The 13,520-nt window shown below is 36.7% G+C and carries 12 protein-coding genes; 3 read left to right on the plus strand and 9 right to left on the minus strand.

The window, feature by feature from the left end; all coding sequences use genetic code 11:
* Positions 1-54 precede the first annotated feature (54 nt).
* The 6 genes from AC4BC7_RS11135 to AC4BC7_RS11160 all read right to left on the minus strand — a co-directional run bounded on the left by AC4BC7_RS11135 (position 55) and on the right by AC4BC7_RS11160 (position 6,556).
* Entirely contained in the window at positions 55-1,998 is a 1,944-nt protein-coding gene (locus tag AC4BC7_RS11135) for a GTP-binding protein (protein ID WP_490502877.1), read from the minus strand.
* Between the two features lie 76 nt (positions 1,999-2,074).
* A complete protein-coding gene (locus AC4BC7_RS11140) occupies positions 2,075-3,100 on the minus strand; it encodes an ABC transporter ATP-binding protein (RefSeq protein WP_490502878.1) in 1,026 nt (341 codons plus the stop codon).
* Positions 3,075-3,905 (minus strand): ABC transporter permease, encoded by an 831-nt coding sequence (locus AC4BC7_RS11145; protein ID WP_490502879.1) that lies wholly within the window; start codon positions 3,903-3,905, stop codon positions 3,075-3,077. Before AC4BC7_RS11145 ends, AC4BC7_RS11140 begins: the two co-directional genes overlap by 26 nt.
* Positions 3,902-4,699 carry an ABC transporter permease gene (locus AC4BC7_RS11150; RefSeq protein WP_490502880.1) on the minus strand — a complete coding sequence of 266 codons (798 nt, stop codon included), beginning with the start codon at positions 4,697-4,699 and terminating at the stop codon, positions 3,902-3,904. Before AC4BC7_RS11150 ends, AC4BC7_RS11145 begins: the two co-directional genes overlap by 4 nt.
* On the minus strand, positions 4,696-5,532 hold the full coding sequence (locus AC4BC7_RS11155; RefSeq protein ID WP_207871823.1) for an alkaline phosphatase family protein: 837 nt from the start codon (positions 5,530-5,532) through the stop codon (positions 4,696-4,698). The genes AC4BC7_RS11150 and AC4BC7_RS11155 overlap by 4 nt, the downstream gene beginning before the upstream one ends.
* On the minus strand, positions 5,522-6,556 hold the full coding sequence (locus AC4BC7_RS11160; RefSeq protein ID WP_422389688.1) for an ABC transporter substrate-binding protein: 1,035 nt from the start codon (positions 6,554-6,556) through the stop codon (positions 5,522-5,524). Before AC4BC7_RS11160 ends, AC4BC7_RS11155 begins: the two co-directional genes overlap by 11 nt.
* Positions 6,557-6,815: 259 nt before the next feature.
* Between AC4BC7_RS11160 and AC4BC7_RS11165 the strand changes: the two genes are divergently transcribed.
* The 3 genes from AC4BC7_RS11165 (at position 6,816) to AC4BC7_RS11175 (ending at position 10,671) form a co-directional block, all read left to right on the plus strand.
* On the plus strand, positions 6,816-7,541 hold the full coding sequence (locus tag AC4BC7_RS11165) for a DUF554 domain-containing protein (RefSeq protein WP_490502881.1): 726 nt from the start codon (positions 6,816-6,818) through the stop codon (positions 7,539-7,541).
* A gap of 96 nt (positions 7,542-7,637) precedes the next feature.
* Positions 7,638-9,080: a DUF1958 domain-containing protein gene (locus AC4BC7_RS11170; RefSeq protein ID WP_490502882.1), complete on the plus strand. Its 1,443-nt coding sequence runs from the start codon at positions 7,638-7,640 to the stop codon at positions 9,078-9,080.
* 169 nt (positions 9,081-9,249) lie between these two features.
* A complete protein-coding gene (locus AC4BC7_RS11175; protein ID WP_490502883.1) occupies positions 9,250-10,671 on the plus strand; it encodes a helix-turn-helix domain-containing protein in 1,422 nt (473 codons plus the stop codon).
* A 36-nt stretch (positions 10,672-10,707) separates the two neighbouring features.
* Here AC4BC7_RS11175 and AC4BC7_RS11180 read toward each other — a convergent pair whose 3' ends face one another.
* The 3 genes from AC4BC7_RS11180 to AC4BC7_RS11190 all read right to left on the minus strand — a co-directional run bounded on the left by AC4BC7_RS11180 (position 10,708) and on the right by AC4BC7_RS11190 (position 13,520).
* Complete coding sequence (locus AC4BC7_RS11180) at positions 10,708-11,004, minus strand: hypothetical protein (RefSeq protein ID WP_490502884.1); 297 nt, start codon at positions 11,002-11,004, stop codon at positions 10,708-10,710.
* 4 nt (positions 11,005-11,008) lie between these two features.
* A complete protein-coding gene (locus AC4BC7_RS11185; RefSeq protein ID WP_207871829.1) occupies positions 11,009-12,532 on the minus strand; it encodes an ABC-F family ATP-binding cassette domain-containing protein in 1,524 nt (507 codons plus the stop codon).
* Positions 12,533-12,836: 304 nt separating this feature from the next.
* Positions 12,837-13,520, minus strand: coding sequence for a 5'-methylthioadenosine/adenosylhomocysteine nucleosidase (locus tag AC4BC7_RS11190; protein WP_207871830.1), 684 nt, complete (start codon positions 13,518-13,520; stop codon positions 12,837-12,839).

The following is a 13,520-nucleotide window of genomic DNA, read 5'->3' on the forward strand; positions in this document are numbered from 1 at the left end:
TTTTTGGCGTTCAGATATTTTTGACTTCTTTCTACTCATCTTACAAAATCTTTTTTATTTCAATTGGATATGACATTTTTCGTCAACTTGATCCCAAGTTACATCGTATCCTTTACCTTTTGCAAAGAAAATTGAATTGGGTGTATGATTTAAATCATTGATTGGATTGTATGGATACTTTTCTAAAACGTCTGCTTGATTATGACAAGGATAATACCCTTTAACGGTCGTTGTTAAACGTCCTTTATTTTTGGTAAATGATGCAAATTCAATTGGATATTCTAAAAAATTCGCTACAGGAACCATTCCTTCGATGGTAGTTGTATAGTCATCGGCTTCTTCAATCGGTGCAATCTCTCCTTTGTATTTTTGCAAGTCAGTCACAACCTTTCCTACCAAATCTGTAGGAACGACAATTTTAACTTGATACCAGGGTTCTAGTAATTGACTAGTTGCTTTCATTAAGCCTTGACGCACCGCACGATAAGTCGCTTCACGAAAATCCCCACCTTTCGTTTCAGGATGATGCGCAATCCCAGCCAGTAAGGTAATAGTTACATCCGTCAGTGGTGCACCAATTAATACCCCACGATGCGTTTTTTCGATTAAATGATTTAAGATACCTTTTTGATAATTGATTGCTAATTGTTCTAAAGAACATTGATTTTTTAATACAATGCCTTGCCCTCGAACACCTGGTTCCATCCAAAAGGCCACTTCTGCATAATGACGAAGTGGTTCATAGTGTCCATTTCCTCGAACAGGTGCTAACAAGGTTTCTTTGTATAAGACACTCGGTTTTGAAAAAGTAATGGTTGCATTAAAACGACGTGCAAAATTTTCTTCAATATAATCCATTTGAATTTGCCCAACAACTTGAATGAATACTTCGTTCGTCTCTTCTTCATAACGAACATGCAATGACGGATCTTCTTCCTCTAATTGCGCGAAAGCTGACAATAATTCGTCACTAGATAATGCAGAGACTATTTGCACTTCTAACGCCGGTTCACGGGTCAATGATTGCACGGGTGGTATTTGTTCTAAAGAAACATCGGTTGTCGAAAAAACATCGCCGATTCTCAATTGGGAAAGACCCGTTACACCAACAATTTCACCTGCTTGCGCTGTTTGAATCGCGCTTAATTTATTACGTTGGACAAATAATTGATTTATTTTCATTTCGCTATTGGGTAATTGAGGACTATGTAGACGATTTTTTACTGAAAATTGTCCAGACAACACTTTTATTAAATGATAGCGTTGGCCTTTTTCCGTTAAAATTTTATAGACTTGTCCAATATTTTCGGAATTACTGGCAGGAAGCTGTACTTCCATTAATAAGTCTAATAACGTATCAATTCCTTCAAGTTGAGCAGCGGAACCACAGATGATTGGAAAAATCTTTCGTTGGCGGACTGCGCGACTAAATTCTTGCTTGATACTATCTACTGTTGCCTCCTCCATCTGATTCAGCCATTCATCATCGAGTAAGGCCCAATTTTCTTGGAAATCCGGTGTCGCCAAATGATTTCCTACCATAATAAAACGTTCATCTAGTTGTTCTAAACTTGCTAGTGCTTTTGGAACATTGCTTGTCGGTAAATCACATTTATTGATAAAAATCATCAGAGGTACTTGATAGGTGGCACATAAATCAATAATAGTCTCCGTATAACCCGTCGCGCCTTCTGTGGCACTCAATAAAACAATCGCTAAATCCGTGACCTGTAAACTCCGCTCCATCTCAAAAGTTAAATCCATATGTCCTGGCGTATCAATCAATGTAAACCCCTCTTGATAATCGACTGAGATTGGTTTACTTAAAAAGGTAATGCCTCGTTTGCGTTCTAGTGGATCATAGTCAAAGAAAGTCGTCCCTTTGTTGACATTTCCTAATTGAGAAATTTGTCCGCTTTTGTATAATAATGCCTCTGTTAAGGTTGTTTTCCCAGCATCTACGTGTGAAAAAATACCAATGACTTTTTTTCTATTCATTTATTTCGCCTCGTCTCTGTCTTACAATCCATTGTAACCAAAAAAACACCTACCAACAACGGTAAGTGTCTCAAGCTTATTCATTCACAACTCGCTGCACATCAACCACAATCACATCTTCTGGATCAATATACAAAAAGTGTGTCTCAGGAATGTCGTGCCAATCATTTAATCGATCAACCAAAATTTCTTTGCCACGATTTGTTTCAAACCGATAACGTCTAATATTGCCTAAAGTACTCACACTTTGTAATTTTACAGGAATACGGAAAGCGCCTTTGGTTTCTCTCGTTGCAATTAATTCTGGACGAACGTAATACAAATGACGATTGCCCATCCCTGAAAAAACAGACGTATATTCATTGAGTTCTTCCCAATCAAAACTTACATTATTCCCAATAAATTCGGCAACAAATGGATTTTTTGGTGAGGTATAGAGTTCAAATGGCGAAGAAGCTTGCACGATTTCACCTGCTTCTAAAACAAAAACTCGATCACTAATTAACATTGCTTCTTCTTGATCATGTGTAACGAATATCATCGTCATATTCAATTCTTTTTGAATATGGCGTAAATCTTTTTGCAATTGTTTGCGAATTTTGGCATCCAATGCACTCAATGGTTCATCTAGTAATAAAATTTTCGGTTCAGTTGCTAGGGCACGTGCCAAAGCCACGCGTTGTTTTTGTCCACCAGATAAGCGTTGAACATTGGTATCGGCAAACTCTGTCAACTGTACTAAATCTAATAGCCGGAACACCCGTTGATTGATGGTTCCTTTTTCTAATTTTCTAGCTTTTAGACCAAATGCAACATTCTCAAAAACAGTCATCGTTGGAAATAAGGCATAATGCTGAAAAACAAAACCAATGTCACGCTCTCTTGTGGGACGATTCTGAATTTCTTCGCCATCTAATTCCAAAATGCCCTCTTGTGGTTGCTCTAAACCAGCAATGCAACGTAATAAGGTTGATTTTCCACAACCACTTGGTCCTAATAAAGTAACGAACTCGCCTTTTTGAACATCAAAAGAGATATCTTTTAAAATTTTTTTGTCACCAAAAGATAAGGATAGATTACGAGTGGTTAAGTAATTTTTCATAAACCGGTTCCTCCATTTTTGCTCTCACCACTATTTTTTTTGTTTGTTTTTTATTGAAATAGAAAATACTAAACGCTGTCACTAATAAAAATAAAAAATACAAGATCATCACAGCACTCGCCACATGACCATTCTCATTCATTCGGCGAAGCATATAAATTCGCAATGTTTCAAACCGTCCACCAATCAATAAGTTGGTTAACATATACTCTCCAAATACCGAAGAAAATACCATCAGGGACACTAAGGTTGTCCCTACTTTCAAATTGGGAATGAGTACGCTACGGATAATTGGAAACATTGGTACGCCTAATGTTTCAGCAGCTTCTACTAATTCTTTCATGTTAACCAATTTCATTTGGTTACTAATACCTAGGTAAACAATTGGTAACATTGAAATAAACAACGCCCCTAATAACACAAAAAACATTGGTATATTAGACTTAGAATAGGTTCTAAGTAATGCAGTAACTAAAATAACCCCTGGGATGGCATAAGGTAATAAAACAATTTTTTGTAAGGCTTGATCCCAGCGTGGAAAGTACAAATGAATCCAAATCATTGTTGGGACTAAAACAATAAAAACGATCACAGTCATCAAAGTTGCTAAGAGAAGTGAACGACCAACTGCCCCTAAAAACGCCCCATCACTTAATAATTGAACAAACCATTGCAAGGTAAAATCATCGGGGAAAATACTTTTTTCCCATGAAGTTGAACTCGCATAAAAAAAGGTTGCTAACAATGGACTGAGATAATAAATGGCAAATAAACTTAACGTTAGTGTTACCAGAAATTTTTTCATTTTTTCTCCTTTCGTCCAACAATCGACATTAATGTAATCATCATCAAACCAAATAAGACTGCTAATGCACTCCCCATATTTGGTTTCGCAAAAACATCTCCAGATACTAATGAGGCAATCCGTACCGTCAATAAATTCACATTGCTTCCTGTTAACGCATAGGCCGTTTCATAGGTACCCATTCCGTTGGCAAATAGAATAATAAAGGTTGTGATTAACGAAGGTCGTAAAAATGGCAAAGCTACCTTACGCCAATAATAAAATGAAGTTGTACCTAAAGTGGCAGAAACTTCTGCCCATTCTTTTTTTAATTCACGCATACTTGGATAAAGAAATAACACGCCTAAGGGAATTTGAAAATAAACATAGGTCAAGCCAAGTCCCCACCATGAATACAGGTCAAAAGCCTGTAAAGACGGCATAACCAATTTCATTACCCCGGCATTACCTAGTAAGATAATAAAGGAAAATGCCAAGGGAATACCCGCAAAATTTGCCGCTAAATTGGAGACAAAGGTGATTTTTTCTTGTGTTTTTTCAGATAGTTGTAACAGGCAAATACATAACACCATTGCACCAGTCAATCCTAAAATACAAGAGACCATGGTTATTAATAAACTATTGAAAAATGCTTGATAATAATACGAGTTGCTGAAAAATTCCGTATAGTTAGTCATGGTCCATGTACCTGTTTGATCACTTTGAAAACTACTTAGTAGCATGAAAATCAGCGGCACAATCAAAAATGCCGCTAACAAACTAATTAATGGGACTAATCCTGCATATTTTTTCATGATTGTTGCCCCCTAGTGTTTCCGATCTGCATTTTATCAGAAGCTTCAATACCTAATAAATTACAAATTAGCGGTGCTACTTCCAATTGATTCATTTGGCGAATACCACTATTTTCTGGAAACTTCGTTGAAAAAATAAATAAGGGAACTTCGCGATGAGCTGCTAGACTACCACCGTGTAATCCTTTATTATCCATCCCATGATCGGCAGTGACTAAAATTTGATAGCCTAGTTGTAACCATTCAGGTAGACACATGCCTAAAATTGTATCAACGTGATTAACCGCAGCAGCATATTCTCTTGAATCTGCTGTAAATTTATGTCCGATATCATCAATATTCATTGAATGAATCAGCATGAAATTAGGGGTATATGTTTGAATAAGATAGTTCGCATCTGCGAAAACATGTGAATCGGGATACCCATCTTCGCTGTAAAAAATACCATGTTGAATAGCTTTATTTTCGTCGTGTTGAATTCGATGACGGGTAATGTCATAGGGAGCTTCATTAAATAATTCACTTTGCCAATAATACGCAGCAGCTCCGGTTTTTCCACCTGCTTGTTTCACTAAATCAAATAAAGAAATTTCTTGTGAGCGGCGCACATGGCCATTAGTCAATATGCCATTACGATAACTTGGTACGCCAGTTCCTAAAACTTCGTATAATGGACGTGAATTACTTGGCATTTCCGCTATTACTTTAATTAACGTCGCTTGTTGATGTTCAACAAAATGATTCATCACACCCATTTGTTCAATCGCAGTGTCATAACGACAGCCATCTAAGACAATCAAAATTAATTTTTCTTCCAGTGCCTTATTTGGCATGGCTAAGAACCTCCTTTTGCCACAATTCAGGTAAGGACATTGCTGTTTCATCCCATGTATCATTGTTTTTGACTGGTTGCGCAGACGTGTAAGCGGAAGCTGGTAATAGTTTGTCAGCAATTTCTTGTGGTAATTCTACATTTTCACGAATTGGACGAGCATACCCTTTGGCTAAATTAATTTGACCTTCATCGGATAAAATATATTCACGAGCTAATTTCGCTGCATTTGGATGAGGGGCATTTTTATTAATGATAGTGGTATACCCACTAATTACTGAACCATCGGTAGGAATCGTTACTTCAAATCGCTCTGCGTTAATTTGATCGCGATAATTTAATCCATTAAAATCCCAAACAACGGTAACATCAATTTCGCCTTTTTCTAAATTAGCAACACTAGCATCTACTGAAGACAAGCGACCATTTTGGGCTAATTCTTGGAAATACTCTAAGCCTGGTTGAATGTCAGCTTCGTCTCCTCCTTGTGCAATTGCTGCCGCTAATACGGCAAATTGTGCTTGATTGGCTTTGGTAACATCGCCAACAGCTACTTGATAATCGCCTTTTGCCAAATCTGCCCAAGATTTAGGTGCTTCTTTTACATTATTTTTATCGGTTAAAAAGGCGATTGTTCCTGTATAACTCAATAACCAATGCCCGTCTTGATCTTTTGCCCACTCAGGAATTTCTTCCCAATAACTGGTTTTATAAGGCAACGTTAAGTCTTTACTTGCAGCTAATGGTCCAAAACTAATGCCGACATCGCCAATATCTGCGGTTCCTTTTACACCCTCTGACTCAAATTTCGCTAACTCTTCCGCGCTAGACATATCGGTATCTGTATGTTTCAACTCATATTTTTCATTTAAGTCATTCCACGTATCAACCCAGTTAGCCCAAGTATCTGGCATTCCTAAACTAGCAATTTCGCCTTCTTCTTTCGCTTTTTCAATAATCGTTTCTAACGTATCATCCTCAGAAACATTACTTTCTTTTACTTCAGAAGAACATGCGGCTAACATTGGAATTAATGCTGAACTAGCTAATGCTAAAAGTGTAATTTTTTTTGAAATTTTCATTTTTTCACCTCATAATTTGATGACCCAATCGTAACAAAGCTCTTTTAATTTCCGACAAAATTTATGAAAAGAGTCAGTGAAGATTGTAGCTATTTTGTTAACAACGTTAAAATAGTGTAAATTCGAATTTCTAGTTTGCTATTGATAAATTCATCAATCATTTGCTAGACTAAAGCAATATCGAGTGAAAGAAGGGAAGAAAATGCCAATAGGGGTGTTAATTAACACAGGTGCAATTTTATTAGGAGGAATTCTTGGCGGACTACTTGGTCATCACCTTAGTGAGGAATTTAAAACTAATTTGACGATGATTTTTGGCGTTTGTTCGATGGGTATGGGGATCTATGCCATTGCACCGATGAAATACATGCCAGCAGTTATTTTTGCCTTAGTGATTGGAACTGGATTAGGGTTGATGTGTCGACTTGGCGATAAAATTAATCAAGGTGCTCTGTTGATGCAGCGTCCCATCGCTAGACTTTTTCCATCAGAACCAACGATGGATGAAGAGGAATTTATCCGTTCACTTGTTACGATTATCGTCTTGTTTTGTGCAAGTGGAACCGGCATCTATGGTAGTTTAGATTCAGGAATGACTGGAGACCATTCGATTTTAGTTTCTAAATCAATTTTGGATTTTTTTACTGCGGCCATTTTTGCGTGTAATTTAGGTTTTGTAGTGTCAATCATCGCCATTCCACAATTAATTATTTTCGGTGCGCTATTCTACGCTGCTAAACTCATTTTCCCATTAACAACGCCCGATATGATTTTAGATTTCAAAGCGTGTGGTGGTTTTTTAATGGTAGCAACAGGGTTTCGAATGATTCATGTCAAAATGTTTCCCACAGCCGATATGATTCCCGCAATGATTTTGGTTATGCCTTTTAGTTGGCTTTGGGCAAACTGGATATTGCCATTCTTATAAACAGTTGAGTCAATGACGCTAGACTGTGTCGTTGACTCTTTTTTTCTAAAATTATGCTAAAATAATAGTTACAACTACATTCAAAGGAGAACTATTTTGAAAACGAAAAAAATCGGATTTCTATTTAGTCTATTGGCTTTTTTCTATATATGCACCACCACAAAACCGGTGATTGCAGAGACGTTACTTGAGCAAGTCACTCAAAATAATTACAATATTCCCGAAACAGATTTACCAGAAACAGGCATTGTTATTGAAGCGGAAAACGGACAAATTTTTTGGGAACAAGACGCGACTAAAAGCATTGATGCTGCTGAACTGTCTAATTTAATGACGATTTATTTAACTTTAGAAGCCATTCAACAAGGCGAGTTAAGCTTAGACAAAAAAGTCATTGCTACCCAAAACGACGAAGCAATTGGTCAAATTCAATCGTTAAACAACAACAATATTATTGCAGGAATTGAATATACTGTACGTGATTTACTGAAATTAGCGGTTGTGCCTTCATCGAATGTCGCTACGTTGATGCTTGCCAACTTATTAGAAGAGCAAGATAGTCGCTTTGTCACCCAGATGAATAATAAAGCGGTTGAATTGGGGATGACGCAAACGACTTTCAATACGGCCACAGGCATACCGGCTGTTCAATTCAATGGCTATTACCAACCAGAAGGCTATGATTTTGATGCAGGTAATCTAACAACAGCTAAAGATTTAGCCATTCTCGTCTATCATTTGATTCGTGAATTCTCTTCGATTTTAGACATAACCAAAGAACTTTCTTTTACGGTTTTACCAGATTCCTTGTATGAAGAAACATTTGAAACAGATAATGACTCGTTGTATAGTCGCCCTTTTGCCTTTAAAGGGACAGATGGTCTCAAAACAAGCCAATCAACAACTGGATTCAACGCCATCACTACTGCAAAACAAAATGGCTTACGTGTTATTACGGTGATTATGGGAGTCGGTGACGTATTACGACCCGAGAGTAAACAAGCCGTATTTCCCATAAGTAATACCTTGACGGAACAAGTATTTGATAATTATGAATACAAAGAAATCATTTCTGCAGGACAACAAGAGTTGAATAAACAGACGATTCAAGTAGAAAACGATTGGTATGCTGTTGTAAAAAAAGGAGAACAGCCCACGTTTAGTTTAAAAGATAACCAGCTGACATTAACGGAAGCCTTACCTGTCATATCAGATAGTGTCGCTCCTCTTATGGCTTCTTATCGTGAAGTGACATCGCCGATTGAAAAAAATATTGATCAACATACCTTTTTAGCAAAAATCGTTAATGTCGTCGAAATTACGAAATTGACCATTCTCGCATTAGGAATCGCTCTATTAGGCTTGATTTTCTTATTAATGTCATTTTTCATCCCTATTGTGCCGGATGAGAAAAGAAAGAACACTCACCAAAAACGTTCTCGTATCCCTTTCTTACCAACAAAAAAAATCATTCGCTGGGTAGGTATCGGCTTTTGCTTCATTGGTTTCAGTATTTTGTTCATTCAATATATCCTATAATTACAAAGAAGACTCAGAAAATTTTACTGAGTCTTCTTTTGGTTACCAGCAACACATGAATAGTTTCTTATTCTATAAAAATTTGTTAGAATACAGATAATTATAGTGAAGAATGGAGGATTGAGCCTATTTATTGTTTGTATTTCGAATGATTAAATAGCTAATCGCGATGAAGAGATTAAAAACAAAACTCTTTTTAAAAATTGAAATCATTGAAATTTTAGATAATGAGCAGGACTTTTTATCTATGCAGCAATTAGCGCATGATTTGGGGGACATCACTCTAAATAATGTACGTTTAACATGTTTAGAATTGAAGGAAGATTTTGAAAAAATCTATCCTAACAATGAAGTTGAACTTGTCATCAATACACGTTACGGCATCAAGCTTATCCATCAAGGTATTGATCTACAACGCTTAGTTGAAAATTTTTTTGTGGATGACTTGAGTTATAAAATCTATCAGGCACTATTTTTAAACAAAGAAGTCATTACAGATGATTTTTGCGAACAACATTATATCTCAAAATCAACGCTTGCTCGCTATTTACAACGCTTAAATAACCTGTTAAGCCAACGACAATTGCGCATCTCTCTATCCGATAAAATGACACTTTCCGGACCTGTCAGTAAAATATGTTCCAATTATCAATATTATTTCTTCTTGGTTCACCGACGTTTGGATCGTTTAACATGGTTTCCAGAGATAGAAAAATATGTACAGCTTACGAAACAAGTTTTTGCTTATTTGGACATCGAGCCCACTGATGACAACCAGCAATTTTTTGGATTATTCGTTTTGATTATCTCACAAAATAGTAAGCGTTATGGTGGCGTAACCTTAGAAGAGCCTACCATGCGTTACCATTCTTCTTATCATTTTAATACGAAAAGACCAGACTTTCTCCCAGAATGGACTGAAATTGATTGGGACTTCTTCTTGTTGACGCTGTATGCTACGAACTTCATCCCAAACGATAACGTCCTTCAAACGATAAAGCCCTATATTTTTGAAGAAGATATCGCCTTATGTTTGACTACCTTTGAAAAATATTTTCGTCCCTTAACAGAAGATGAAACAGATACTTTAGCCGCTTCATTAGACCGACATATCCTATTTCACACCATGTTTTTAGTGAATAATTTTCTGCTAAGTATGTTTGGTCTTACTAATTTTAATAGTTTCAATGAAGATTTTCCTTTTTATCAACAGCAATTCACCCAGTTTTGGGAAGAATTAGAGACAAAATCGAACCAATTTAACGGTAGCGATTACCTTAGATTTAAACTTTTTCTGATTTGCACCTCCTTGGTTGATCCCAAAGCGTTTAATCCAACTGTAAAATTATTTGTTCATTCGGATATTGCTCATACACATCGCTCATTTATGGAAAAACGTATTAGTTATTTTTTATTGAGATATAATGTGCTTTTTGTGGAAAATGTAAACCAATCTGATGTAATTATCAGTACTTTCCAAAACACTGACTTGGGTCACTCCCCTGTTATCCATGTCTATCCCTCTTTATCCAATAAAGATTTAAAAAATATTGAAGACTTTTTAAATGAAACATTTATGCACAAAAAATGAGGCGCTGTGTCAGAACAGGCGCCTCATGTATCTTATTTATTTCTCGGTATCTATCTCAAATCCATCAAATACTTCACCATCATAATATTTCAATAACTGCTCAACACTTAATAGCGATGAGGTCATTTCCTCGGTAGATTCTTCGACAACTTGACTTTCCACATATTCTTGATAATGTTCCATCAACTTTCGATACATCTCTACTTTGGAATTCCCTTCTCCAGTAATGAATGGCAGCTCTCTAAGATAACCTGAATAAACGGGCTTATCTTCAAGCACCTCAACAGGTAACTCCATTACAGTTAAATGTAAATCTTTGAATTGTTCAAACATTTGCTTATCCCTCGATTTCAATGACACGTTCTACAAAATTTTCATAAAAATCTTGTTCATGAGATACCACAATAACGGTTCCTTCATATTCTGCCAAACTTTTTTGTAAGCTTTCTTTCGTTTCTTGATCGATATGATTGGTCGGCTCATCCAAAATCAATAAATTGCCTTCTGTCATGGTCATTTGTGCTAATTTTACTTTGGTTTGCTCTCCACCACTTAACATTTTCAATGGTTCTTGAGCCAGTTGATTAACCAGCCCAGCTCTTGATAATTGGCGTCTTAAATCTTTAACTGTTGCTTTTTCGTATAAATTACCTAGGTATTGCAGAGGTGTTTCTAAGGGAGATTCCCAAACCAATTCTTGAGAAAAATAATTAATTTTCGTATTGGCTGGGAAATGGTACTCTCCAGAAATAGCTGGAATTTCGCCAATCAGTGTTTTCAATAAAGTGGACTTTCCAATACCATTAAAACCACGAATCGCAATCTTTTCTCCATAACGAATAGTTAAATTAATCGGATTTAACAATGGCTTATCATAGCCTACCACTAACGCATCTGTGGTTAATGCTAAGGTACTGACAATAGGTTTATAAGGAAACTGAAAATTTGGTTTCGCCGTATCACTTGGTGGGGTTAAACGCTCAATTTTATCTAATTGCTTCTCACGACTTTTTGCCATTGTTGAACGTGACCCAGCTTTATATTTACGAATATATGCTTCGGTTTTTTCTATATGACGTTTTTGCGATTCGTATTGGCGTAAATAACTTTCTCGATTCGCTTCTTTTTGTTTCAACGCTTTTGTTAAATTTCCTGTATATTTAGTTAATTGTCCGAATTCGATATCCGCAATATGAGTTGTAATATCATTTAGAAAAGCTCGGTCATGTGAAATCACAAGGAAGGTCCCATTAAAGCTTTTCAAAAAATCAGTCAACCATTGCACATGGGTGTCATCCAAATGGTTCGTTGGTTCGTCTAAAACCAACATATCGGGTTTTTCCAATAACAATTTGGCTAAAATAACTTTTGATCGTTGTCCACCACTTAAATTCTTTAATAAACTATCTAAACCCAACACATCAATGCCTAAACCAGTTGCCATCTCTTGAATCAAGGTGTTCATTTGATAGAATTCTCCTTGATCGAGTTGTGTTTGCAGACGACCCGCGCGTTCTAATAGTTTATCTTCCAACGTTTCACTATAGGTTGTATACAATTCGGTAATTTCTTGCTCAATATCTAATTCTTTCTGGAAAGCTGTTTTCAGAAATTCTTCAATCGTTAACGTTTCGTTCACTCGAACATATTGATCTAAATACCCCATATGACAGTTTTTCGCAATTTCTACACGTCCATCATCGGGTAATTGTTCTCCTGTAATAATCTTGATTAACGTCGACTTTCCGGCACCATTTTGTCCGATTAAACCGACATGTTCGCCTTTATTGACTTGTAGATTCAAATTTTCATATAAAATTTTATCTCCAAATTGTTGGGTAATGTTAATTAAACTTAGCATTTTTTCTCTCCATTTCTTTATCTGTACAAACAAACAGCCGTAGACGCATTGTCCACGGCTTTATCTATCACTCATCAAAAAGGACACCACAAATAAACCTCGTCCTTTTTGATGAAGTATCTAACGCGTGCTCTTAACAATGCTTCATCTTCACTTGTTAAGAGCTGCTTTTCTGATAAATTTTAAATAGGATTGGTAAAACATGACAATCATCCTTTCTAATCACACGTTAGTCTAACACGCGTTAGAAAAATTGTCCACTTGCCACTATTAAAAAAACTGGTGCCAATCGACACCAGTTTTTTTATCCCCATTGTTCTAAAAGAATCTTCACTGCTTGAAAGGCTTGCTCTGCGGCATGATCTAGCGTATCGTCAAATGTATCGGGTGCTGCATCCCCCACATGGTCGGAAATCCCACGCACATTGACAATTGGAATCTCATAAAAACTTGCTACTTGAGCTAAAGAGCAACTTTCCATATCTGAAGCAGCAATCGTTGGAAAGACTTGGCGGATAGCCGCAATAGATTGCGTATCACTCATGAAAGAATCTGACGTCACAATCGTTCCTAAATGCGCAGTAATTGCACCATCTTTGAGCGCTTCTTCAATCTTAGCTAACCATTCTTCAGCCACAGGATAATCAGCTGGCATTTGTGGTACTTGACCAAACGCATAGTTAAATCCGGTTGCATCAACATCACTATAAACAAATTTGTCCGTATAGACGACATCACCTAATGCAAAATCGGAACGAAAAGAACCCGTTGTTCCTGTATTAATAATTACATCTGGTTGAATTTTTTCACAAAGCCAAGCCGCCGTAGCAGCAGCATTGGTTTTGCCAATGCCTGATTCCACTAGGTACAATGACTCATTCACTTGTTCAATAACGGTTTTTCCTTTACGCCAAACAACGGTTGTAGCAAAGTTCGCCCGAAATGGTGCCAACTCTTCTTCCATTGCGGCAACAACTGCAATTTTCAC

The sequence above is a fragment of the Enterococcus sp. AMC1623 genome (assembly GCF_058216495.1).